22 protein-coding genes are annotated in these 25,434 nt (G+C 47.0%); 13 read left to right on the top strand and 9 right to left on the bottom strand.

The features are described from left to right. Window positions 1-30: 30 nt before the first annotated feature. The 3 genes from rhlB (at window position 31) to R7P35_RS20510 (ending at window position 4,680) form a co-directional block, all read left to right on the top strand. Window positions 31-1,350 carry an ATP-dependent RNA helicase RhlB gene (gene rhlB / locus R7P35_RS20520; protein ID WP_005378764.1) on the top strand — a complete coding sequence of 440 codons (1,320 nt, stop codon included), beginning with the start codon at window positions 31-33 and terminating at the stop codon, window positions 1,348-1,350. 20 nt (window positions 1,351-1,370) lie between these two features. Further along, complete coding sequence (gene gppA, locus R7P35_RS20515; RefSeq protein WP_005382885.1) at window positions 1,371-2,864, top strand: guanosine-5'-triphosphate,3'-diphosphate diphosphatase; 1,494 nt, start codon at window positions 1,371-1,373, stop codon at window positions 2,862-2,864. 172 nt (window positions 2,865-3,036) lie between these two features. Then, window positions 3,037-4,680, top strand: a complete 1,644-nt coding sequence (locus tag R7P35_RS20510) for a sugar nucleotide-binding protein (RefSeq protein ID WP_205461610.1) — start codon at window positions 3,037-3,039, stop codon at window positions 4,678-4,680. A 222-nt stretch (window positions 4,681-4,902) separates the two neighbouring features. Here the strand turns inward: R7P35_RS20510 and R7P35_RS20505 are convergent, their stop codons facing one another. The 3 genes from R7P35_RS20505 to recQ all read right to left on the bottom strand — a co-directional run bounded on the left by R7P35_RS20505 (window position 4,903) and on the right by recQ (window position 7,962). After that, complete coding sequence (locus R7P35_RS20505) at window positions 4,903-5,577, bottom strand: 7-cyano-7-deazaguanine/7-aminomethyl-7-deazaguanine transporter (protein ID WP_005378770.1); 675 nt, start codon at window positions 5,575-5,577, stop codon at window positions 4,903-4,905. Window positions 5,578-5,811: 234 nt separating this feature from the next. After that, window positions 5,812-6,117 (bottom strand): DUF3630 family protein, encoded by a 306-nt coding sequence (locus R7P35_RS20500; RefSeq protein WP_005378772.1) that lies wholly within the window; start codon window positions 6,115-6,117, stop codon window positions 5,812-5,814. Between the two features lie 9 nt (window positions 6,118-6,126). Next, window positions 6,127-7,962, bottom strand: coding sequence for an ATP-dependent DNA helicase RecQ (recQ, locus tag R7P35_RS20495; protein ID WP_213905068.1), 1,836 nt, complete (start codon window positions 7,960-7,962; stop codon window positions 6,127-6,129). Window positions 7,963-8,140: 178 nt separating this feature from the next. Between recQ and rarD the strand changes: the two genes are divergently transcribed. From rarD to ggt, 4 genes are all read left to right on the top strand, one after another. Beyond that, window positions 8,141-9,058, top strand: a complete 918-nt coding sequence (gene rarD / locus R7P35_RS20490) for an EamA family transporter RarD (protein WP_047102542.1) — start codon at window positions 8,141-8,143, stop codon at window positions 9,056-9,058. A gap of 71 nt (window positions 9,059-9,129) precedes the next feature. Continuing rightward, window positions 9,130-9,927 (top strand): AraC family transcriptional regulator, encoded by a 798-nt coding sequence (locus tag R7P35_RS20485; protein ID WP_213905069.1) that lies wholly within the window; start codon window positions 9,130-9,132, stop codon window positions 9,925-9,927. Window positions 9,928-10,018: 91 nt separating this feature from the next. Continuing rightward, the gene (locus R7P35_RS20480) at window positions 10,019-10,678 is read left to right on the top strand and encodes a LysE family translocator (protein WP_258458388.1); all 660 of its coding nucleotides are present in this window, start codon (window positions 10,019-10,021) and stop codon (window positions 10,676-10,678) included. A gap of 111 nt (window positions 10,679-10,789) precedes the next feature. Then, window positions 10,790-12,556: a gamma-glutamyltransferase gene (gene ggt / locus R7P35_RS20475; protein WP_047102545.1), complete on the top strand. Its 1,767-nt coding sequence runs from the start codon at window positions 10,790-10,792 to the stop codon at window positions 12,554-12,556. Window positions 12,557-13,538: 982 nt separating this feature from the next. Here the strand turns inward: ggt and uvrD are convergent. Further along, window positions 13,539-15,713 carry a DNA helicase II gene (gene uvrD / locus R7P35_RS20470; RefSeq protein ID WP_005378778.1) on the bottom strand — a complete coding sequence of 725 codons (2,175 nt, stop codon included), beginning with the start codon at window positions 15,711-15,713 and terminating at the stop codon, window positions 13,539-13,541. 281 nt (window positions 15,714-15,994) lie between these two features. Between uvrD and R7P35_RS20465 the strand changes: the two genes are divergently transcribed. From R7P35_RS20465 to R7P35_RS20450, 4 genes are all read left to right on the top strand, one after another. Next, a complete protein-coding gene (locus tag R7P35_RS20465) occupies window positions 15,995-16,255 on the top strand; it encodes a DUF2282 domain-containing protein (RefSeq protein WP_005378779.1) in 261 nt (86 codons plus the stop codon). 99 nt (window positions 16,256-16,354) lie between these two features. Further along, window positions 16,355-17,227, top strand: a complete 873-nt coding sequence (locus tag R7P35_RS20460; protein ID WP_318092537.1) for a DUF692 domain-containing protein — start codon at window positions 16,355-16,357, stop codon at window positions 17,225-17,227. Continuing rightward, the gene (locus R7P35_RS20455) at window positions 17,224-17,982 is read left to right on the top strand and encodes a DNA-binding domain-containing protein (RefSeq protein ID WP_025768965.1); all 759 of its coding nucleotides are present in this window, start codon (window positions 17,224-17,226) and stop codon (window positions 17,980-17,982) included. Before R7P35_RS20460 ends, R7P35_RS20455 begins: the two co-directional genes overlap by 4 nt. A 10-nt stretch (window positions 17,983-17,992) precedes the next feature. Next, window positions 17,993-18,448 carry a DoxX family protein gene (locus tag R7P35_RS20450; RefSeq protein ID WP_005378784.1) on the top strand — a complete coding sequence of 152 codons (456 nt, stop codon included), beginning with the start codon at window positions 17,993-17,995 and terminating at the stop codon, window positions 18,446-18,448. Between the two features lie 31 nt (window positions 18,449-18,479). Here the strand turns inward: R7P35_RS20450 and R7P35_RS20445 are convergent, their stop codons facing one another. Further along, on the bottom strand, window positions 18,480-18,761 hold the full coding sequence (locus tag R7P35_RS20445; RefSeq protein WP_005378786.1) for a hypothetical protein: 282 nt from the start codon (window positions 18,759-18,761) through the stop codon (window positions 18,480-18,482). 91 nt (window positions 18,762-18,852) lie between these two features. Beyond that, window positions 18,853-20,046, bottom strand: coding sequence for a multidrug effflux MFS transporter (locus R7P35_RS20440; protein ID WP_213905066.1), 1,194 nt, complete (start codon window positions 20,044-20,046; stop codon window positions 18,853-18,855). A 107-nt stretch (window positions 20,047-20,153) separates the two neighbouring features. Between R7P35_RS20440 and R7P35_RS20435 the strand changes: the two genes are divergently transcribed. Continuing rightward, window positions 20,154-21,095, top strand: coding sequence for a LysR family transcriptional regulator (locus R7P35_RS20435; protein ID WP_005378791.1), 942 nt, complete (start codon window positions 20,154-20,156; stop codon window positions 21,093-21,095). 203 nt (window positions 21,096-21,298) lie between these two features. Then, on the top strand, window positions 21,299-23,089 hold the full coding sequence (locus tag R7P35_RS20430; protein ID WP_318092536.1) for an aminopeptidase P family protein: 1,791 nt from the start codon (window positions 21,299-21,301) through the stop codon (window positions 23,087-23,089). Window positions 23,090-23,221: 132 nt separating this feature from the next. Here the strand turns inward: R7P35_RS20430 and thiH are convergent, their stop codons facing one another. From thiH to thiS, 3 genes are read right to left on the bottom strand one after another with little or no spacing between them, the layout of a single operon-like run. Continuing rightward, complete coding sequence (gene thiH, locus R7P35_RS20425) at window positions 23,222-24,334, bottom strand: 2-iminoacetate synthase ThiH (protein WP_025768963.1); 1,113 nt, start codon at window positions 24,332-24,334, stop codon at window positions 23,222-23,224. Between the two features lie 34 nt (window positions 24,335-24,368). Continuing rightward, window positions 24,369-25,136: a thiazole synthase gene (locus R7P35_RS20420; protein ID WP_318092535.1), complete on the bottom strand. Its 768-nt coding sequence runs from the start codon at window positions 25,134-25,136 to the stop codon at window positions 24,369-24,371. A 5-nt stretch (window positions 25,137-25,141) separates the two neighbouring features. After that, window positions 25,142-25,396, bottom strand: a complete 255-nt coding sequence (gene thiS, locus R7P35_RS20415; protein WP_054575515.1) for a sulfur carrier protein ThiS — start codon at window positions 25,394-25,396, stop codon at window positions 25,142-25,144. Window positions 25,397-25,434: the final 38 nt, after the last annotated feature.

Here is a 25,434-nt window from a genome sequence, read left to right as displayed (position 1 = left end):
ATTGCAAGCTTTAGCTGATATTCTATAGCCATGAAAAAGACGCATATCACAGAGCAAAAGTTCGCCGATTTGGGCTTAAAGCCCCAAGTTATTGAAGGATTGGACAAAAAAGGGTTCGAATTTTGTACCCCTATCCAAGCCTTGGCGTTGCCGGTCCTGCTCACCGGCCAAGACATCGCAGGCCAGGCCCAAACGGGTACTGGTAAAACGCTCGCGTTTCTTACTGCTACGTTCAACCACCTTCTGACGACTCCGGAACATGAAGGTCGTAAGCCTACACAGCCACGCGCAATTATTATGGCGCCTACACGTGAGCTCGCTATTCAGATTTACAATGATGCAGAATCATTAACTGAAAGCACAGGTCTAAAAACCGCTCTAGCTTACGGTGGTGAAAGCTACGACAAGCAACTTGCGAAACTGCAAGACGGCGTAGATATTCTGATCGGAACAACAGGCCGTATCATCGATTTCTACAAACAGCGCGTATTTAACCTCAACAACATTCAAGCTGTTGTTCTGGACGAAGCCGACCGCATGTTCGATCTTGGCTTTATTAAAGACATTCGCTTCTTGTTCCGTCGTATGCCTGAGCCAAAAGAGCGTTTGAACATGCTGTTCTCAGCAACGCTGTCTTACCGCGTTCAAGAACTGGCATTCGAACACATGAATACTCCTGAGCATGTCGTTGTCGAACCAGAACAAAAAACTGGCCACCGTATCCAGGAAGAGCTTTTCTATCCTTCGAATGAAGACAAAATGGCGCTGCTTCAAACACTAATTGAAGAAGAGTGGCCAGATCGCGCTATCATTTTTGCCAATACCAAGCATAAGTGTGAATCGGTTTGGGGTCATTTGGCTGCCGATGGACACCGTGTAGGCCTTCTTACTGGCGATGTACCGCAGAAGAAGCGTGAGAAGATTCTTGAGCAATTCACCAAAGGTGATGTCGACATCTTAGTTGCAACTGACGTTGCAGCGCGTGGTTTGCATATTCCTCAGGTAACGCACGTTTTCAACTACGACCTTCCTGACGACTGTGAAGATTATGTTCACCGTATTGGCCGTACTGGTCGCGCTGGTGCGAGCGGTCATTCGATCAGTTTTGCTTGTGAAGAGTACGCGGTTAACCTACCAGCAATCGAAGAATACATTGAGCATACAATCCCAGTTTCAGAGTACGATTCGTCGGCACTGATTCAAGATCTACCGGCTCCGATTCGTATGCGTGCACCACGCAACCAACAGCGCCGCACGAATACTGGCGGTACCCGCTCTGGTTCTGGTAACCGTAAGCCGCAGGGACGTCGTCCACGCCAACCGCGTCAATCGGCACCAAAACAATCGTAATAGGAAACTGAGTTCGTTTTATGAGTCAAGCAGGATCATCACCGCTATATGCCGCCATCGACCTCGGGTCGAACAGTTTTCACATGCTCGTTGTGCGTCACATCGATGGCAGCGTTCAAACAATGGCTAAAATTAAGCGCAAAGTTCGTCTAGCAGCGGGCTTAGATGAACATAATTCTCTTAGTATGGAAGCTATGCAGCGAGGATGGGACTGCTTAAGTCTATTTGCGGAACGCTTGCAGGACATTCCTAAACAAAACATTCGCATCGTCGGTACTGCAACATTACGTACCGCGACCAATGTAGATGTGTTTTTAGAAAAGGCTAACCAAATTCTAGGCCAGCCTATCGAAGTGATTACTGGTGAAGAAGAAGCTGCCACTATCTATAAAGGTGTCGCTCACACCTCTGGCGGTAGTGGTCGTCGCCTTGTAGTCGATATCGGTGGAGCAAGTACCGAACTGATTATCGGGGAAGGTTTCGAAGCCAAAGCACTGACCAGCTTAAAAATGGGCTGCGTGACTTGGCTTGAAAACTTCTTTAAAGATCGCCAATTGAATGCTCGTAACTTTGACGCGGCAATTGAAGGAGCGAAACAGACCATCCAGCCGATTTTAGAACGTTATACAGAAATTGGTTGGGATGTGTGTGTTGGTGCATCAGGCACTGTTCAGGCATTGCAAGAGATAATGCTGGCGCAAGGCATGGACGAAGTAATCACTCACTCCAAACTCAAGCGTCTACAGAAGCAAGCCATGTTGGCCGACCATTTAGAAGAGCTCGATATTGAAGGCTTAACACTTGAGCGTGCATTAGTGTTCCCTAGTGGCCTCTCTATTTTGATTGCCGTTTTTGAATTGCTTGAAATCGATGCTATGACACTGGCTGGCGGCGCACTACGCGAAGGCTTAGTGTATGAGATGGTTGAAGAGCTTCGTCAAGAAGACATTCGTGCCCGCACTATCGCTAGCGTACAAAATCGCTATCAGCTCGATCACCAATACGGCGAACAAGTCGCTACTCTGGCACACACGCTTTTACAGCAAGCTGGGGGCGATGAGTGGATTACAGAGCCTCAGGGCAAGATATTACTCGAGACCGCCGCAAAACTGCATGAAATTGGTTTAACTATCGATTTCAAAAAAGGCGGAGAGCATAGTGCTTACTTGCTGCAGAATTTGGATCTGCCTGGTTACACGCGCGCGCAGAAGTTCTTTATTGGTGAAGTGGCTCGTCGCTATCGCGAACAGCTCACTTCTTTACCTGAGCAGCATGCATTATCAGGCTCAAGTGCCAAACGAGTATTGAGACTGTTGCGTCTTGCGGTTCTACTCAGCCATCGTCGCAATCCTGATCTAGAGCCAAATGTGACTCTAACGGTTGAAGGCGACAATCTAACGTTACACATTGATGCGCAATGGCTAGAGAAAAACCCACTGACTGCGGCTGAGTTGGAAATTGAATCCAACCGTCAGACAGACATCGGCTGGCCATTAAATATCGTAGCAAAATAAGCGAATATCACTGCCTTACAATACTAAAGCCCAGGCGTTCGCTTGGGCTTTTTTGCTTCTACTTCCCCTACAAAACGTGCTGCCCAGCAAAAATCTCAGCTTCTCCGCTCTACATCGAAAAACAGCCATGCTTTATTGATAAGCACGATTTAGCCAACCAAGATGCACCATCATGAAAACCGTTTTAATGACTGGCTTAACTGGCACCCTCGCCCCTAAAGTTGCTCATCAGTTCCACCTCCGTGGCTGGAACGTATTGGAATGGAATCACCACCAAATCCCACCAGATGATCCACAGCAAAGTGAGCAATTTTGGCAACGGCACCACATTGATGCGGTGTGCCACATGGCGATGGGGAGTGAAGCGTGGGCAGCGTGGCTTGGTGAGCACTGCAAACAGCGCAACATTCCTTATCTTTTTGTCAGTACAGCAATGGTATTTGATGCCACAAAAAATGGGCCTTATGGCATCTTTGAAGAAAGAAACACCCAAGATGAATACGGCAAATACAAAGTTCGTTGTGAAGATGCAATCTGGCAAGCAAATCCAGATGCGATGATTGCTCGAATTGGTTGGCAGCTCCATCACCAAGCAGAAGGCAATAACATGTTGGCGCATCTCGACCGCCAATATGAAGAGAACGGCGTTATTACCGCTAGTACAGTTTGGTATCCCGCGACTTCTCATATGGACGATACTGCACTCGCCTTTTTGCAGCTTATTGAGCGGAACGAAGCAGGTTTATACCATTTTGATAGCAACTTAAAGGATAAGTGGAATTTCTACGAACTCGTTTGTGCACTCAAGCAGCATTACAACAAGCCATGGCAAGTGCTGCCAAGCAATGATTATCACCATGACCAACGTCTAACAGATGAACGAATTGCCTTGCCGCCATTGAGTGAACGTTTCAACAAGCCAGAGCAAATCAAACAAGCTGGCATCATAGGAATCAACTGGGGACGCACGCACATTCCCCACTATCGAAACAATGGTGTATCGGTCACAACGTTATGCGCCAACCAAATAGAACCGCTTCAGCAAGCGTGCAGTGAGGAAGCAATCCTAAAGGCAGAAACGAACATCAGCGCACTCAAACAACTCGATGTCGTGACCATCGCGACACCTGCGCATACTCATGCAGAGATCATAAAGACGTTAGGTTCAACCAAGCTGATTTGTGAAAAGCCATTGGTGGGATTGAATTCCGACATCACTCACTGGCAGCAACCGAACTCCAACCTATTGGTTAATTACGCCTTTGCTCAGCTAGAGACCGCCAAGACGATAGAGAAATGGCTCACCTCGCAAACCCAACCTTGTGTGGTCAATCTAATCACCCAAGTTAACCTACCGGGCACCTTCACACTCAAAGAGTGGTTTCTTGAAACAGCCAGTCACCCTATTTCTTGGTTGCTGCACTGCTTCGGAGACTACTCTCAGTCAACACTGATTGAGGAAAACGGCCAACTGATCGTTGAGCTGCAATGTGGCGACCACCAGCTAAGATTTGTATTTGAATTAACAGGTGAGCCGGGCATCGAGCACAATCTAACGATTCAATCCAACCAGACTTTAACCAGCAAAGGCTACTATCGTGTCGGCGAAAAATGGCGTTTCGAGCCCATTCTCGTTAATGGCAACGCGATAAATGATGGAGAATACAGCGAGTCTGATTGCTGGCAGGACGCCAATCAACGCAGTGTCGGTTTGATGTTGGCGATGTTCAATCAAAGCATCAGTTGGGAGAAAGGCCTGCAACTTGGCGCCTTCGATGCGCAAAAAGCCATTTTGATTGAGAAGATGCTCCGTTAGCCATTTCACCAACTAGCTTCCTCTACGTTCCGTAACTTCGATAAAAAGGTCTCACTCGGGACCTTTTTTACTGCTCATTTTTACCTTCGTACAGCTCAGGGAGCTTTTGGACACCCATGATCTAATTACTCCCCACGCTGTACAAAACCCTCTAAACCCAAGTAAACAGGTACAAAAAAGCCGCTTGATTTAAGCAAGCGGCTTTCGGGGTTCCCACTGATATTAAGACTGAACGCTTGTCGTCACCTTAAAGTCAGGGTTCACCGCAGTCAGCTTCTTAATTAGGTAATTCAGTAGTACGCCATACATAGGAACGAAAAGACCAAGACTGATAATCAGTTTGAAGCCGTAATCCACCAGCGCGATTTCCGTCCAATGCTCCGCCATAAATGGATCTGGGCTTTGGTAGAACGCAATGGCGAAGAAAGCGATAGTATCAAGTGCATTACCGAAAAGCGTTGAACACGTTGGTGCCACCCACCATTGCTTCATTTGACGTAGGCGGTTGAACACGTGCACATCCATGATCTGACCAAGTAGGTACGCCATGAAGCTAGCAATCGCGATACGAGCAACGAATAAGTTAAATTCCCCTAGGTGACCAAAACCTTGGAATTGACCTTCGAAGAACACCACCGATAAGAAGTAAGACACTGCCAAAGCAGGCAACATCACTAAGAAGATAATCTTACGCGCCAACTGAGCACCGAAAATACGCACGGTTAAGTCAGTCGCTAAGAAGATAAATGGGAAAGTGAATGCACCCCAAGTGGTATGGAAACCGAATATAGTAAACGGTAGCTGAACTAGGTAATTGCTAGATGCAATAATGACTAGGTGGAATAGAACCAGATAGATAAGGGCGTTGCGCTGCTGCGCAGGGGTAAAGTTACTCATGCGATACCTTTTTAGTTTGGTTTGGGGGTGAGGGAACCCAAATCGAGTCACTGAATAGAGTGGCTCTTACCAACAATGTAAAATGAAAAATAAACTGGCTTGGCTCATTCTGAGCGAAGCGGTGGGCGATTATACATTAACCACTTTTCGCCGCAAGTCGTCTGTTTTACGCAAACGTTTGAGCATAAAAAAGGGTGTTTCATGTGAAACACCCTTTCAAGAAAAATTCTATTTTTAGAAGCCGCGCTGGAACAATCCTGCAAGATAATCCAACTCTTCCCTGCTCTCTTCAATCGCTAACGCTTCAAACCAAATCGCTTCGCTGTAATGCTCTGCTTTCATAAACAGTCGGCAACCTTCAAAGTCAATCAGCCAAGAGTGAATGTCCGCATCCCACTGCTTTTCCACCACAGTAGCGGAAAGCAAGCCGACTAAACGCTCACCTAAGGCAGGAAAGCTATCAAGGTCAAAGCTCGGCGCGGTAATGATTAAGCGCCCTTCTTGTGCCATGTAATCCGCTAAGCCAAATTCCTTTTGCATCTTGGTTCCTTATCCGTGGTGAGTAATGTGTTCTTGAATCAAATCGAGGAATGGGTCGGCGTACTTCTCTAGTTTGCGCTGACCAACGCCACTCACTGCCAGCATTTCGCCGTAAGACGTTGGCAAGATCTCCGCCATATCAATCAGAGTCGCGTCACTAAAGACCACGTATGGTGGCAAACCATCTTCATCAGCAATCGATTTACGCAGCTTGCGTAACTTAGCAAACAGCTTCTTGTCGTAGTTCTTACTGGTCAGTTTTTCCGACTTCGCCGCACGTGCTGCGGTGTCTAAACGTGGAACCGCTAACTCCAGAGTCACATCGCCACGCAACAGCGGACGCGCTTCTTCGGTAAGTTGTAGCGTTGAATTGCGTGTAATGTTTTGGAACAACAGCCCTTTGTGGATTAACTGACGGAAGATACTCACCCAGTAATCGTGGCTATGGTCGCGCCCTATCGCGTAGGTAGAAATCTTATCGTGCCCGTTTTCACGTACACGAATGTTTTGCATGCCACGTAGCACTTCCACTACGTAACCCATACCAAAGCTCTGATTAACACGGTACACACAAGATAGCGCCTTACGCGCTTCTTCCGTGGCATCAAAATGCTTCGGTGGATCTAAGCAAATATCGCAGTTGCCACATGGCTTCTCACGATACTCACCAAAGTAATTCAATAGCACCTGACGACGACAAGTCTGCGCCTCAGCAAAGGCACTCATCGCATTCAGTTTGTGGGTTTCCACCTGCTTCTGTGGACCATCGTCTTTCTCATCCAACATACGGCGCAGCCAACTGATGTCCGCTGGGTCATACAACATCATCGCTTCTGCAGGTAAACCATCACGCCCTGCACGACCCGTTTCCTGATAGTAAGACTCGATGTTGCGCGGGATATCAAAGTGAACCACAAAACGCACGTTTGGTTTGTTGATGCCCATACCGAATGCCACGGTCGCCACTACAATTTGGATGTCATCACGTTGGAAAGCTTCTTGAACGTAAGCGCGCTCATCAGCGTCCATACCTGCGTGATAACCAGCAGCACGAATGTGGTTGTTGCACAGCTTCTCGGTCACCATCTCAACTTTCTTACGGCTACCACAATAGATGATGCCGCAATTCCCCTTTTGGGTTTCAAGATAACGAACGATTTGCGAAACCGGCTTGTGCTTCTCAACTAAGTTGTAGCGGATGTTGGGACGGTCGAAGCTGCCTAGGTAAACCTCTGGATTATTCAGTTGCAGACGCTCAAGAATATCTCGGCGCGTTGCGTCATCTGCGGTCGCCGTCAGCGCCATAAATGGCACATGGGAAAACTGCTGCTTAAGCTGACCAAGCGCGGCGTATTCTGGACGGAAATCGTGTCCCCACTGGGAAATACAGTGCGCTTCATCGACAGCAATCATCGATAGCGGCAAGTTTTCCAAGCGCTCAATGAAATCACGCATCAATACGCGTTCTGGCGAGACGTACACCAACTTAAGATGACCAGTGTGCATGCGGTTATACACGCTGAGCAGCTCTTCACGAGGCATGGTCGAGTTAATGCACTCAGCCGCTACACCGTTGGCTTTAAGCTGGTCCACTTGGTCCTTCATCAGCGAAATCAGCGGAGAAATCACCAAAGTAATGCCAGAGCGAACCAAAGCAGGAACTTGATAACACAGCGACTTACCGCCACCAGTAGGCAGGATAACTAAGCTGTCGCGACCTTCTATCGCGGCGTCAATCACCAACTGCTGACCATCACGGAACTCTTGGTAACCAAACACATCCTCCAACACACGTTGAGGCGTTACAGGCGAATCAGATTGTTCGGCTAACAAGGTCGAGGTCATGAAAAGTCTCAGATTGGGTCTTAAAAAAGAGGTGCTTATGCATACCACTGGCACACAAAGTGAGGGCACATTGTAATGGGGTTTCATGGTGAATAAAACCGCAAATTGTTAGGTGTTTCGCATCACGACTCGTATACTGATTTTCTGCTCTATAAAACACACAATTAGGTGACACTTCATGACACCAGAAGACGAACAACAACGCGCGCGGCAAGGTATCTTGCTAGCGATTGGCGCGTATACCATGTGGGGCATTGCGCCGATGTACTTTAAGTCCATCGCACAAGTATCTCCTTTGGAAATTCTAAGCCACCGAGTGATATGGTCTTTCTTTTTGCTTGCTGCACTCCTCCATTTTGGCCGTCACTGGCGCTCGGCTTACCACATCGCGAAAGACAAAACGAAAATCGCTTACCTGATCGCAAGTTCCATGCTAATTGGCGGCAATTGGTTGATTTTCATTTGGGCGGTAAACTCGAATCATATGCTCGACGCCAGCTTAGGTTATTACATTAACCCACTGATCAACGTCTTACTCGGAATGGTCTTCCTTGGTGAGCGACTGCGTAAATTACAGTGGTTCGCGGTTGTATTGGCAGGTTGTGGCGTACTCGTTCAACTGATTGTATTTGGCTCCGTACCTGTTGTTGCGATGGCGTTAGCAATGAGCTTCGGCTTTTATGGCTTATTAAGAAAGAAAGTCAGTGTCGATGCAAAAACTGGCTTGTTTATCGAGACATTACTTCTGCTGCCGGTGGCCGCTGTTTATTTGCTTTTTATTGCCGATACACCAACCTCAAATATGTTTACGAATCCACTTACGTTAAATAGTTTGTTGATCGCAGCTGGGGTTATAACAACCCTGCCACTGCTGTGCTTTACGGGTGCAGCAACAAGACTCAAATTATCGACTTTGGGCTTTTTCCAATATATAGGCCCAAGCTTAATGTTTTTACTTGCAGTATTGATGTATGGCGAACCCTTTACCATGGATAAAGCGATCACTTTCGTCTTTATTTGGGGAGCACTAGTCGTGTTTAGCTTTGATGGATTACGTAATAACCGTCGCTCACGCCGAATCGTTCAGCCACAGTGATCGTTTTTTACAAGACAAGTTAGAAATAGCCAGATAAGCTTGGTCATAATGTGACCAAGCTTTTTAATTTAATGGAACATATTCAGTACTACGCAACCGACCATGACAACTTGAGTCTAATAGAGGCGAAATACCAGAAATTTGCTTTTCAAAGGCATTACCATCTGGATTTTCATCTCGGCCTGATCACGCATGGTGCGCAGAAGTTCCAATACCAAGGTAACAGCCACCAAGTTGGTCACGGGCAAATTGTGATTATGCCGCCGGATGAGCTGCACGACGGGCAATCTAAGCTCGAAAGTGGCTACGAAGTGAATGTGTTTGCGATCGAACCTCACCTATTGAGCGATCTGGCTGATCTTAAGCAAAACGGTCAAATAATACACTTCAACGAGCTGATCATCTCAGATCCCCAGATATTTTCACAACTTAGTAACTTACACGGACTACTTCGTCGTGAAAACCTCAGCCAACTCACCAAAGATTGCCTTCCTTTTGAAGGATTTAACCAGCTTTTTGATCGCTACGGATCGCTTGAGCGACAAAAAGTGGTGCCGTTAGGAAGTCAATCACTTGGAACGTTAAAAGATTATCTAATGGCGAACCTCGACCAAGCGGTGCGTTTGGATTCGCTATCAGAACTGTGCCAACTGAGCCCAACTCAGTTCCAGCGCCACTTTAAAGCGCAAACTGGAATGACGCCTTATGCATGGTTCGCACGCCTGCGCCTCGAACAAGGCATGAAGTTACTGCAAGCTGGTCAATGTGGTACCGACGTCGCCCATCAAATCGGTTTCTATGATCAAGCGCATTTCAGCAAAGCGTTTAAGCAGACCTACGGCGTTTCCCCTTCTCAAGTGACTCGTTAATTTCATTTACCGAGAAAGCTGTCAGTTTTTTACAAGCGCCACAGGTGACTTACCACGACAATAGCCGCATTGGTTAAATTTGAGATGTGTTATGAATGAATCCACCATATTGCTGACACTCGCCAGCATTCACTTTATTGCCCTAATGAGTCCAGGTCCGGACTTTGCACTGGTCGTACAAAACGCGACGCGTCATGGTCGTCAAACGGGCTTGTACATTGCGTTGGGATTGTCCGTCGGTATTTTGCTGCACTCTTTGTTCAGCCTGACAGGTGTGAGTTTTGTCGTCCACCAGCACCCAGTGCTGTATTCCGTGGTACAACTGCTCGGTGGTAGTTACCTGCTCTACTTAGGAATTGGCGCATTGCGTGCCGTGATCTCGATGATCCAAAAACCACGGACGGATCAACCTAAGAAGCAAAATAACCTAGTGATCAGCAATAAGCGTCAAGCGTTTGCTAAAGGGTTTGCGACCAACATTCTTAACCCAAAAGCCCTGGTGTTCTTTGTCAGTTTGATGTCGAGTTTAGTCCCAGCAGGTATGTCGATTACTGGCAAAGGTATTGCACTGGTCATCCTGTTTGGCTTGTCGCTATTCTGGTTCTCTAGCCTTGCATGGATGCTATCGACACAGCGCTTACAGCGTAAATTGCAACAAGCGGGTATCTACATCGACGGTCTATGCGGCGTGGTATTTACTCTAGTGGGCGGCAGTATTCTATACCAAACTATCAATACTTTTATCGGATAAAGTACTGATTTAAAAGCGTAGCACAATCGACATTTCTAAGATTGCTGACTCGACGTGACTCTCCATAACTGCCAAGCTCAAAGCACAAAACTGGCAACATGGAGAGTCATCATGCATTGGACGTTCAACCGACTCGTGACCACGGGTCTTTTTCTTACCTCCCCACTAATCTTATCTACATCAGTCTTTGCTAACCAAGCAGCAGATGCGGTTGCGCCGGAGCACAGCACTGGCTTCGAGCAAAAACAATTGATCAAAGCGAAAGATTATATGGTTACCGCTGCTAACCCAATTGCAACCCAAGCTGGTGCGGATGTTATTGCCCAAGGGGGCAATGCTATTGATGCTATGGTTGCCGTGCAGCTGATGCTAGGCTTAGTAGAACCCCAATCTTCAGGCATTGGTGGTGGCGCCTTCTTAGTGTATTGGGACAGTGAGAAACAAAAACTGACTACGTATGATGGACGCGAAACCGCACCGCTCGCCGCAACGCCGAAACTCTTCCTAGATGACAAAGGACAACCACTGCAATTTTACGATGCGGTTGTCGGTGGGCGTTCCGTTGCCACTCCTGGTACAGTGAAACTGCTGTGGGACACGCACCAGAAATACGGCAAGTTGGAATGGAAGAAGATCATCCAACCCGTGATTACCTTGGCTGAGCAAGGTTTCGAAGTCAGTCCTCGCCTCGCGAGTCTGATTGAGAAAGATGCTAAGCGCCTATCACGCTTCCCTGCGACTAAGGCTTACTTCTTCAATCCAGACGGCTCACCAAAAACCGAAGGCACGTTGTTGAAGAACCCTGAATACGCGCAAACTCTGACGGCAATTGCAGAGCAAGGGGCAAAAGCTTTCTATCAAGGCGATATCGCCACAGACATCATCAAGACAGTACAGAATGCACCGGGCAATCCTGGCGTATTGGCACAACCTGACTTTGATGCGTTCCAAATCAAGCAACGTGAACCGGTTTGTGCGGCTTACCAAAGCTATGACATCTGCGGCATGGGACCACCTAGCTCTGGCGCATTGACGGTTGGACAGATTCTCGCGATCACCGAGCAATACGATCTTAAAGGTTGGGGAGCCGAAAGCGCAAAATCATGGCAAGTGATCGCCGATGCATCGCGCATTGCGTTTGCGGATCGCGGTAAGTACATGGCTGACCAAGATTATGTGCCAATGCCAACCGAAGGCTTGCTTGATAAAGATTATCTCAAACAACGTGCTGAGCTCATTCAAGTCGGTAAAGCCTTGAGTAAGGTTGAAGCCGGCAACCCTCCTTGGTCGCACGCGATGAACTTAAGCATGGACCAATCGATCGAGTTGCCTTCCACCAGCCATTTCAATATCGTCGATAAGCAAGGCAATGTGGTTTCAATGACAACAACCATTGAGAACGCCTTTGGCTCACGCTTGATGGTACGCGGCTTCTTGCTCAATAACGAACTGACCGATTTCTCTTTCCGCACGCATCAAGATGGTGTGCCAATCGCGAACCGCTTAGAACCGGGAAAACGCCCACGTTCATCCATGGCACCAACCATTATGATGAAGGATGACAAACCTTACATGGCAATTGGCTCACCGGGTGGTAGCCGCATTATTGGTTACGTCGCACAAGCCATTATCGCCCACACGCAATGGGATATGGACATCCAAAGCGCGATTAATCAGCCACGATTGCTGAACCGTTTTGGCACCTTAGATATTGAGCAAGGTACCGCCGCAGAGGGCTTACAGCCTGCTCTGGAGAAGATGGGCTTTAAAACCGATGTTCGGGATTTGAACTCTGGTCTGCATGCGATACGAATAACAAAAGACGGTCTTGAAGGCGCTGCGGATCCAAGACGTGAAGGTGCCGCTATCGGGCAGTAAGAGTCTTTCGCTCGACCCCTTGTGCGAGATCTCTCACAAAGGGTTGAGCAAACCTCTCTTTTTTAATGGTAAAACCGCACAGAAAAGAGCATAAGCCATTGAATTTAATACTCATGTATCTTTTTTGAACGCTAAGAGAGTTAAAAAATGTGAGATTAGCCCGTTGTTGGAAATCGTTAAACACGTAATATTAAACCTGTCGGAAGGATGCTGACACGGAACAGGAAACACCACGGACTTGGTGAACTTCAGGAAGAAGAAACGGTTATTCAGGATGAATAGTCGGGCATGGATTGCAAAATTGGACATTGAACGGAATCAATAGTGACTAGGATGGTTGCTACTAAGGACGGGAAATGGACACCTCTGGACGAGGCAAGGATTTGAACATCAGGATGATGTCAGGGACACCGCTCAGGGAACAAGTGATGAGAGCTAACGAGGATAGTTAGCAGACCAGGATAAGGTCACTAAGGACACCGCTAGGAAGGCGACGTAAGGATTAAGCTGACGGATTCAGCACACTATCATGGATTAGATGCATGGAGCACTTTTAGTAGCTGGATTGCTGCGAGTAAGACTATAACCCCGATGGGCGCAAGCCCTCGGGGTTTTTCTTTGCCTAAAGTTTTTCTCAGTAGATCTGCTGAAAACAGGCATTCACCCACAACGCCCACCTTTCACTTCAAACGGCATCGTTAAGTCGCGCTTTTGTACTCCATTTATCATTCCATTTTCTCCTGCGTTAGCGACACCAAAACTGCACAAACAAAAAGAGCCGCCGAAGCAGCTCTTAAGTTGATGATACCAATCACAGTAAATAAGTGATCAGAAATAGCGTAGGGAAAATGCTTGAGAACAAGGCGCAATTTTTCGATAAGTAGTTATTCTACAATCAAAAATTGCAACGCAGTTATCGAGTATTTTAACAAGCTAGAATGACCAGTTATTTACTACGATTGGTATGAGTTTTGGTCAAGCCTTACAGTTTCTCTAGTCGTGCGTAAGCAGTTACCAACCATTTGATGCCTTCACCATTAAAGGCAATCTGTACACGGCTCTGTGGACCACTGCCTTCGAAGTTGATGATGGTGCCTTCACCAAACTTTGGATGCATCACACGAGAACCTAGCGTAAAGCCGGTTTCATTAAAGCTCTCTTTCACAACAGTTTGGCTAAATCGACCACTGCTTGAAGGACGGCTAACTTGCGCCTTCATTCGTACTTCATCCAAGCATGTTTCTGGCAGTTCACGAATAAAACGAGACGGTTTATGGTATTTATCCTGACCGTACAAACGACGCATTTCAGCATAAGTGATGTACAGTTTCTGCATTGCACGGGTCATGCCTACGTAACACAGACGACGTTCTTCTTCTAAGCGCCCTGCTTCTTCTGCCGACATTTGGCTTGGGAACATGCCTTCTTCCACACCGACCATAAACACCAATGGGAACTCTAGACCTTTCGCACTGTGTAATGTCATGAGCTGAACCGCATCTTCAAATTCGTCCGCTTGTCCTTCGCCCGCTTCTAGTGCTGCGTGGGTTAGGAATGCCGTCAGCAGTGACATGTCTTCGGCTTCTTCTGGTTTCTCGAATTGGCGAGTTGCGGTCACCAATTCCTCCAAGTTCTCAATACGTGCCTTAGACTTTTCGCCTTTCTCTTGCTCGTACATCGCGAACAAGCCCGAGTATTTAATCACATGGTCAGTTTGGTGATGCAGCGGCATCTCTAAGGTGTCGTCTTCTAGCGCGGTGACAAGCTCGATAAAACGGCTCAGAGCACCAGCAGCGCGACCAGCAAGCACCTTCTCGTCCAACATTGCCACACTCGCTTCCCACATGGTGCAACCACGATCACGAGCCGCAAAGCGGATGGTTTCAAGCGTCTTATCGCCCAAACCACGCGTTGGCGTATTCACCACACGTTCAAACGCCGCATCATCGTTACGGTTGGCAATCAGACGCATGTAGCTCAAGGCATCTTTGATTTCCTGACGTTCGAAGAATCGCATGCCGCCGTAGATACGGTAAGGCAGACCGGCTTGAATTAACGCTTCTTCCAGAACACGCGACTGGGCGTTGTTACGGTAAAGCATCGCAGCGTCATTCAGAGCACCGCCCTTGTCTTGCCACTCTTTGATTTTGTTCACCGCAAAACGGGCTTCATCTAATTCGTTGTAAGCGCTGTAAACCGAGATAGGCTCACCGACCACGCCATCCGTCCACAACTCTTTACCCATACGCTCGGTGTTATTCGCAATCAGGGTGTTAGATGCTTCCAGAATGGTCTTGGTTGAACGGTAGTTTTGCTCAAGACGAATGGTATTTACGCTTGGGAATTCGAGCGTAAACTTCTCAATATTCTCGACTTTTGCACCACGCCAACCATAAATCGACTGGTCGTCATCACCTACGATCATCACGTGACACTCAGGACCCGCCATCATACGTAGCCAAGCATATTGAATGTTGTTGGTATCTTGGAACTCGTCCACCAAGATATGCTTAAAGCGTGCTTGGTAGTGTTCACGGACGAACTTGTTATCACGCAGTAGCTCATGTGCGCGCAGCAAGATTTCCGCAAAATCGACTAAACCAGCACGGTCACACGCCTCTTGGTAAGCGGTGTACAACTGCAGATATGTCTTGGTCACTGGATCATGGTACGCATCAATGTGCGACGGGCGCAGACCTTCGTCTTTCTTGCCGTTAATCCACCATGCCACTTGGCGTGCTGGCCATTGCTTCTCATCGAGGTTTTGCGCTTTGATCAAACGCTTTAGCAGACGCTGTTGGTCGTCACTGTCGATGATTTGGAAATCTTCCGGTAGCTTGGCATCAAGATAGTGTGCACGCAGAATACGGTGACAAATGCCGTGGAAAGTACCATTCCACATACCGCCTGCACTGCCCATCATTAGCTCTTCGATACGTCCACGCATCTCTGCCGCCGCCTTATTGGTAAAGGTTACCGACATGATTGAAAACGGAGAAGCTTGCTCGACCGACATCAGCCAAGCGATACGGTGAACAAGAACGCGTGTCTTACCACTTCCTGCGCCAGCAAGAACGAGCAAGTTTTCTAGAGGTGCTGCAACGGCTTCACGTTGTTTATCGTTCAAACCGTCGAGTAATAGAGATGGATCCATCATGATGAGAGCTACTGGTTATTTATACATAAAAACCGATTATAACCTAAACAACCGGGTGCTGTTTAGACAAAACTTGATAAAAAAATTGATGTTTTTTTGCCCAATACATCAATTAGTTATACCTATTTGACCCTGCAAACCCATTTACTTCAGAAATTTTTCTGAAAGTTTTTTAGCCAGTTTCCTATCTTTTAAGTTAAGCAAGTTGATAACAAAAACGCCAAAACAGGCGATTCATCTTGCCAACTTAAAGTAAAGGAAATCATTCAGAGGAATTTATTATGAAAAAGTCGAATCTAGCTGTTACTGCTGCTGTTACTGGTCTTCTAGCTCTTGGTGGCACAATGCTAACTGCAGCTCCAGCTGTCGCTGCTGAAAAAGAAAAGTGCTATGGCGTTTCTAAAGCAGGTAAAAACGACTGTGCAACAAAAAGCAGCTCATGCGCTGGTACTTCTAAAGAAGATAACCAAAAAGACGCATTCGTAGTCGTACCAAAAGGTCTTTGTGACAAGCTCGCTGGCGGTAGCACTTCTTCTTCATAATCTTTTATCGCTAGCTATTGTGAGGATGCGTTGACGCTCAACCAACGCAAAGCCAAGACGCATCCTTCTCTTCCCGCACGATTTGAAAAGGAGTTTCACGTGAAACACCACACCTTCCACGACCTTGTTGGAGTTGGATTAAGAACCCCTCACCTCGATTACTTTAGCCAAAACCAACCCGAGTTGTCTTGGTTAGAAATCCACAGTGAAAACTATTTCCAACCCAATGCAGCAGAGCGCCATCAACTACAAACGCTTCGCGAGCAATATCAAATTAGCTGCCACGGTATTGGTTTGTCGTTAGGTTCGGTGGAACGTGTTAGTCAAAAGCATCTTGCGCAACTTAAGTCACTGATTGACTCAATCGACCCAATTCTTGTTTCTGACCATTTAAGTTGGAGTGAAAACGGCGGTCACTACTTTAATGACCTGCTTCCACTTCCGTATACGGAAGAAGCGCTCAACGTGTTCACTCGTAACGTGAATGAAGTGCAGGAATATTTGCAACGCGAGATCTTGATAGAGAACCCATCTAGTTATGTGAAGTTTCAACATTCGACCATCAGCGAATGGGAGTTTCTTACCGAAGTGCAAAAGCGCACTGACTGTCGTTTATTGCTTGATTTAAACAATGTTTATGTTTCGGCGTTCAACCACGGTTTTGATTGCGACACATACCTAGATGCGATTCCAGCCGACAAAGTGGATGAGATTCACTTGGCAGGTTTTACCATTAAACAACTCGACAAAGGTGAGATATGGATTGATACCCATAGCCGCCCAGTTAGCGATGAAGTTTGGCAGTTGTTTTCACAGTGGACAAAAAAACACGGTCCACGTCATACGTTGATTGAATGGGATTTGGATATCCCCGCGCCAGAAGTCTTATTAGGAGAAGCACAGAAAGCATCGCAACTACTGTTGCAAGGCACACTTCCAAGTGAACAAAGCGAACCAAGGACGGCATCATGAATCTAGCCACCTTACAAAGCCAGTTTGCTAAAGCCCTACACTATCAAGCACTCGGTGAAGATTGCGATATTGCCAGTGATACGTTTACCGCTGATGAACGCATGCAGATTTACCGCAATAACTTTATCGTCAGCTTAAGCGAGGTGTTATCCGCGACCTACCCGATGGTTGAAGCGCTGCTTGGTGAAGAATGCTTTGAACAGATAGCTCGCCAGCATGTTCTTTCTTACCCATTAGAAGAAGGAGATGTGGTGCATTATGGCGACGGCTTTCAAGACACCATCATGCAGTTTAGTCAGGTGATCGCACAAGCACCTTACAGCCCTGAAGTCGCACGCTTCGAATGGCATATCGACCTCGCTCGTCAAGCACAGTATGAACAATCCAATGCGGCAGCATTAAAACCGCTTGCGTTACTTGGCGAAGTGAGTGAGGAGCAACAACCCGCTTTGGTTTTGCACCTTAAACAAGGCTGCCGCAGCTTTGACTCCAGCTACGCAGTATTTGATTTGTTCAGCGCGATTCAAACTGGCCAATTCGAACAACTTAATATCAACCAATTACAGCAAGGTGTCATCTCGATTCAAGCCAATGGAGAAGCCTTGTGTCACGCACTCGATGCCGATGTGTTCCAACTGCTGCAATGTTTAGAGCAGAAGCAGAGTTTGAGCGAAATACCTGAAGTTTTACTCGCTCATCTCAATCGCATCATGGCACTCGATATTGTTGACGGCTTTACATTGCAATCAATCTAAGGAGCACTCTATGACGGATACGGTTAAAAACTTAGTGAATCGGTACGACGATTTAATCAGTACCCTACAAGCTGGCTTTGTCCCTTTACTACTTCTCTTTTGTCGCTTGTGGGTAGCCTGGGTGTTCTTCAATTCAGGACTAATCAAAATCTCATCTTGGGATAGCACGCTGTACTTATTTGAGCTGGAATACCAAGTGCCAATCTTGCCATGGGAATTGGCGGCTTATTTAGGTACGGCTGCGGAGTTGGTTCTACCGGTGTTCTTGGCACTGGGATTGATTACCCGCCCGATGGCAGCAATGCTGTTTGTGTTCAACATCATCGCAGTGATCTCTTACCCACTGTTGTGGGAGAAAGGTTTTTATGACCACCAACTTTGGGGATTGATGATTCTTATCGTAATCGTATGGGGGCCAGGACCGCTGTCTTTGGACCACATCCTGAAAAAGAAAATGACGAGCTAAAAAAATCCCCGCATCATGCGGGGATTTTTTATTATTTATTCAAGTAAGCCAGTAGCTCTTCTGCTGAGATACCTTGCTGAGCGAGGTCTTTTGCCATCTGCTCGACTTGTTCATCTTTGCGTGACTCAATCACTTGCTGAAATTGGTACACGATATCACGCAAAATTGGCAGAGGTACTTGTTTAGCCGCACTACGAATACGCTCGGAGCTTTGATTACCCAGCTCATTAAGCAACTTGCCAAACATCACCTTTTCTGGTGAATCTTCCATTTGCTCTAGAATACGAGCCATTTCATACGTGGTTAACGACATTACTTTTTGAGTTCCGTTATGGTGTCAGGAAAAGTCTGAGTGACAAATATACACGCCTTACTTACATTGGAAAATACTAAATTACACTGATTTACGCTTTCGCAAAGCTCGAGTGCCAGTTCTTCCCTGCTTTTGTAAACAGAACGACCAACGCAGGTAATAGGACCCACATATGAATTGCGATCAAGGTTTGTGGATCCAGAGATAAGCGTTGCAGTGTACCCACCAACAAACCAGAGCCACTCATTTGGAACAATCCAAGCAGTGCAGCTGCCGTGCCCGCCTTATCACCAAACGGTTCTAACGCTTTCCCTGCCGCTGCACCCAGAATGAATGCAAAACCTACAGAAGACATAAAGATAGGTAACATGAAAGAAAGCGCGGTATTCTGACCATTCATCACTAGCATGATCACACCTGCGAGACCCAGAGTTGAGATCCCGGTGACTAAGGTGTTGTGAGTTCCAACGCGCTCCATAAACTTAGGCGCCAGCATACATGCCGCAATGTTTATCACCGCATTTACACCAAACCAGAAAGTGAATTCATTCATCGACAGCCCCATCCCCGTCATCAATACCGACGGTGCTGAGGTAACGTAAGCAAGAATAACCGCCATCGCCATCAAGCATAATGACGCATGGAAAACAAAAGGTGGTGTGCTAAGCACTGCCCAATACCGACTAAGCTTAAACACGGCTTGCTTTTCTGTTGACGGGTTAGTCTCTTTCATCATGAAAAACATCAATGATCCAGACACCACAGCAAAACCAGCCATAAAGCTAAAGTTAGCACGCCAGTCAAATTGCTGAGTTAACCAGCTACCTAGAATTGGAGCTAAAGCCGGAATGAAACAAATCGCACCGTTAAGGTAGCTGATCATTTTGCCGCTTTTTTCCGGGCCAAAGATATCGCGAACTGTTGCAAAGGCTGCTACCGATGTCGCACACGCACCTAAGCCTTGTAGCAGTCGGGAAACCAACATCCACTCAATATTTTGAGCACTCCACGCCAATAAAGCGCTCATCGCGTAAATGGTGATACCGCCCAATGCAACAGTTCGACGTCCGAGTTTATCTGCTAGGGGACCTGCGAATAGCTGACCAACACCCATAGCAAATAAGAACCAAGTGATCGTGTCTTGTGCTAGCGCATTATCGACCTGAAAAGTGGAAGCAATAAGAGGTAAAGCAGGTAGATAAATATCAATCGCTAAAGGACTGAAAAGAACCAAAAGGGTCAATAACGCCATCTGTTTTTTACTATTAGAAAACTGGCTAGACACACAACACTCCGAATTGGATAAAGAACTTTGGGTAAAGCTTAATCATCTGATGATATGAATGGAAATGATGTATAATCATGAGCATTATTCCTCAGAGGAAATTCACTGTGAACGTCGAAAAACTGGCTCGTATCGATTTAAATCTATTGGTCTGCTTTAAAGTGCTGATTGAAGAGTTAAACGTTACTCGTGCGGCCCACCGATTGTGCTTAAGCCAATCTGCCGTAAGTAAATCACTGGCTAAACTGCGCATTCAATTTGATGACCCGCTTTTCACTCGAAACTCACATGGATTAACACCTACGCCGCGCGCATTGTTTCTTAAACCGAAACTGGATCTGTTGATAAATCAGTTAGAAGTGCTGACTCAACCCGAAGAGTTTTCTCCCCAAAGCAGTGAATACCGTTTTCAAATAGCAGCGGTAGAGAGTGTCTACCCTCTCATTCTACCCCATTTCTTACCGGCGATTTTTCAACAAGCACCTGGCGTGACAATTAGCACACACCCGTGGTCGGATAATACATTTAAAATGCTTCAACGCGGCGAACTGGATTTAGGCTTAACTGGAAAAGATATCGATATAAACGATGCCAAGCTGACTCTTCAACCACCCGATGACATTTGCGAGTTGGAAATTTATCGTGATTACCAAATGTGCATCATTCGCAAAAACCACCCTGCGCTAAAACAACCTTGGAATCTGGAAGCCTATCTCGCCCTACGCCATGTACAAGTACGTTGTGATGGCAACGACCGTTGGTTGCTGGATTATCGCCTTGCAGATATTGGCGCCGACCGCGATATTGCCGTCACCGTGCCCGACTTTAACAGTGCCGCAAGTTTATGTTCATACACCGACTTTATCTTTACTGCGCCAAGTCATTTTGTGCAACTTGCGGCCAAACAGCTTGATTTGGTCGTGCTGCCACTACCGTTAGAATTCCCACCTATGGCTTACACTTTATTCTGGCACCGAGACAGAGAAAACGACCCTGCATTAGGCTGGCTACGTACGATGATCACACAAAAAACCGATCACCTTAGATAAAAACACCGCGCTCAATTTGCGCTTAGCGGCTAAAATGAGTAGCTTAACTGTCGTAGTCCTTTTTGGCTCATCTATGGCCTAGTTGTACTCCGACTCTATTGAAGTGATTGCGAACCTCAATGGAATCGTAAACTGCATGAAGCAGATGGAAACAGCTCCCACACCTGAGCATGAAGGAGCGGTAATTTGAAGGAATAACACAGATGCACAACGATACCCAAAGCCGCGTGAATGCAATTCGCGAATGGCTAGCACAACATAATATTGATGCCCTACTTGTCCCACATGAAGACGAGTACTTGGGCGAATACGTACCAGCGCACAACGAGCGTTTACATTGGCTAACTGGCTTTACTGGTTCTGCTGGTGCTGCGGTAATCACCAAAGACAAAGCCGCTATCTTTGTTGATGGTCGCTACACAGTACAAGTAACAAAGCAGGTTCCTGCTGATCTATTCGAATACCGTCACTTGATTGAAGAGCCTGCACTAGATTGGATTAAAGACCATCTTGCAAATGGCGCGTCTGTGGCAATCGACCCTCACATGCACAACTCTGCTTGGCTAGACATGGCACAAGCAAAACTTGCAGGTACCCTTGAGCTTAAGATTCTCGATAGCAACCCAATTGATGAACTGTGGCACGACCGCCCTGCTCCTGTGGTTTCTGATGTTCGCCTAATGGCAACAGAAACAGTTGGACAATCAAGTGAAAGCAAACGCCAAGAAATCGCAGAGCTCGTGAAAAAAGCCGGTGCAGACAGCGCAGTGATCACAGCACTTGATTCTATCTGTTGGTTGCTCAACGTTCGTGGTCTAGATGTATCACGTCTACCAGTTCTGCTTTCTCACGCGATTCTGCACTCAGACTCAAGCGTGGAATACTTCCTAGATCCTGCTCGCCTACCTGCTGAGTTTGACGCTCATGTTGGTGCCGGCGTGACGGTTCATCACCCAGAAGCATTGCAAGCACGACTAGAAAACCTAACTGGCAAGAATGTACTGGTTGACCCTGCAACAAGTAACGCATGGTTTAAATTGGTTCTACAAAATGCTGGCGCATCTGTGGTGAGTAAAGCTGACCCATGCCTAATGCCAAAAGCGGCGAAGAACGCCGTTGAAATCGCAGGTATGAAAGCATGTCATATCCGTGATGGCGTGGCGATGAGCAAGTTTCTATCTTGGTTAGATGCTGAAGTCGTTGCTGGTAACCTGCATGATGAAGCGACGCTGGCAGACAAACTGGAAGCGTTCCGTAGCGAAGACCCGACACTTATGGATCTTAGCTTCGATACCATTTCAGCTGCGGGCGGCAACGCGGCAATGTGTCACTACAACCACGAAAACCAACCTGAACCTGGCAAGCTAGAACTGAACACACTTTACCTAGTGGATTCAGGCGGTCAGTACCTAGATGGCACTACAGACATCACGCGTACAATTGCGATCGGTCAGCCTTCACAAGAGATGATTAAACAATTCACTCTTGCGCTAAAAGGTCACATCGGTGTTGCACGTGCACGTTTCCCGAAAGGCACACGTGGTTACCAAATCGATACGCTAGCTCGTCAGCACCTGTGGGCGGAAGGCTACGATTACGATCACGGTACTGGTCACGGTGTTGGTCACTTCCTAAGTGTTCATGAAGGTCCAGCGAGCATTTCGAAGAAGCAAATCGACGTGCCTCTAACAGAAGGTATGGTGTTGTCCAACGAGCCAGGTTATTACCGTGCAGATGCGTTTGGTATCCGTATTGAAAACCTAGAGCTTGTTGTTGAAACACCAACTAACGGTGACTTCCCTGTTCTGTCATTTGAGTCGCTAACACGCTGTCCAATCGACAAGCGCAATATCAACGTTGATATGCTAACTCGCCCAGAACTTGCTTGGCTGAATGACTACCATCAGAAAGTATGGGATGAGATCAGCCCGCTGGTTGAAGGTGATGTGAAAGAGTGGCTTCGTCAAGCAACGCTACCAGTAGCACACAGCTAGAAGCTAGAAGCTAGAAGCTAGAAGCTAGAAGCTAGAAGCTAGAAAAAGTAGAGGGTTGATGTTTTACATCAACCCTCTTTTTTGCTTATGTTTCACGTGAAACATAACGATGACAGTGGCTTTATTTGTTACTTAACCGGAATACGCCGAGTGCCAATCTCGCCATACAGGGTCAAAGCCTTTGGCTCGAATCATATCTTCCACAGAACCTGCGCTTCGCTCATCGCTGATCTCAAACTGCTCGAGTTCAACATCATCCATCGCATAACCCCCCGGCTGAGTTTTCGATGCAGCAGACATACTGGTGATACCTAACGGTAATGCGTTGTCTCTGAACTTCGGTGATTCACGAGTCGATAATGACAACTCAACTTCTGGATTCAACAAACGATAAGCGCAAATCAACTGAACAAGCTGCTTATCCGTCATGACTGATTTTGGTTGGAGCGCGCCCTCACAAGGACGTAAACGCGGGAAAGAAATCGAGTAACGAGTCTGCCAATATGTGCGCTCTAGATAGTCCAAGTGCGCTGCCACATAAAAGCAATCGGTACGCCACTCTTCCAACCCTATCAAAGCACCAATACCAATCTTATCGATGCCTGCTTTTGCAAGACGATCGGGTGTATCCAATCGGTATTCGAAATCCATCTTATTGCCACGCAGATGGTGCTCGGCGTAAGTCGAAGGATGATATGTTTCTTGATAGACCATCACCGCATCCAAACCCAATGTCTTGAGCTCTGCGTATTCGTCTTGATCTAGCGGCTGCACTTCCATCGCCAAATAGTTAAAGCGCTTCTTAATCATCGGCACCATTTCGCGAAAGTATTTCATGCCCACTTTGGTTTCGTGTTCACCAGTCACCAGCAATACGCTATCGAACTTCATGCGTTTAATGGCTTCGACTTCTACAGCCACTTCGTCCCGATTCAAGGTACGACGCTTGATTCTGTTCTCCATCGAAAAGCCACAATAAGTACAAGCATTGGCGCACAAGTTAGAAAGGTACAGTGGAATGTAAAGCGACATGGTATTACCAAAACGCTTACGCGTCGCCGAGTATGACAGTTGCGCCATTTGCTCTAAGTACGCTTCAGCCGCTGGTGAAATTAGCGCTTTAAAGTCTTCCAAATCACGCTTGGGTTTATTCAATGCTCGCTCGACGTCTTTTGCCGTTTTCGCGTAGATCGACATCGAGATGTCATCCCAATTCAGCTGCTTAAATTGTTCAACGAAGCTCATGTTTTCCTCGCTTAATAGCTAAACCAATCTAGGACTAAAGCTCATCTAGGAATGACGTCAGTGGACTCGACGCAACCGCATGAGAAACCTTACCAGCAAGTCCGGCTTCATAAGCCATACGCCCCGACTCTACCGCCAACTTAAATGCCTTCGCCATCGCAACGGGATCGCTCGAAGCTGCAATCGCAGTATTAACTAGCACGGCATCCGCGCCCATTTCCATCGCACGCGCGGCATGTGAAGGAGCACCAATACCCGCATCAACAACGACAGGAACATTAGCTTGGTCGATGATGATCTCTAGGAAATCGTGAGAAACTATCCCTTTGTTGGAACCGATCGGCGCACCTAATGGCATGACTGCAGCACAGCCTACTTCTTCCAATCGTTTACACAGAACCGGGTCAGCATGACAATAAGGAAGGACAATGAAGCCTTCACGAACCAGTTGTTCAGCGGCTGCAAGTGTCTCAATTGGATCGGGCATCAAATACTTCGGGTCTGGATGAATTTCCAGTTTTAGCCAGTTTGTACCTAACGCTTCTCTCGCCAATTGTGCTGCAAACACAGCATCTTTAGCATTCTTTGCACCTGAGGTGTTCGGCAATAAGTTCACGCCCGCTTGTACTAACGGCCGCAAAAGATCGTCTTGTTGGTCGTTCACATCCACACGCTTCAACGCCATGGTCGCAAGTTGAGAACCCGATACTTGAATCGCTTCTGCCATTAATCGGCTGTTGGCAAACTTCCCTGTTCCCGTGAACAGTCTTGATTCGAATTGTTTATCACCAATTTTAAGCATCGACTTTAACCCCCTGCGATCGCTTGAAACAAAGAGATACTATCTCCCTGTGAAAGAACTGTGCTAGCCCACTCACTGCGCGGCACAACATTGTTGTTAATTGCAAAAACACAGCCCATTTCGGGCAGCGCAAATTGACTAATGATTTGCCGTAGATTCGACTCACTGGCAACTTGATGTGACTGGTCATTGATGACAATAGTGATCACATCTAAGGCAGCCGCAGTCATTTGTGTTGTTTGTTGTTCTGATAACGTCATTGCTTCCAACTCTCTTAATTCTGCCCATTACTCGTAAG

Origin of the sequence: Vibrio sp. Vb0304, from assembly GCF_033338995.1 — a bacterium.
GTDB lineage: Bacteria > Pseudomonadota > Gammaproteobacteria > Enterobacterales > Vibrionaceae > Vibrio > Vibrio alginolyticus.
This window is presented reverse-complemented; position numbering and strand designations above follow the sequence as displayed.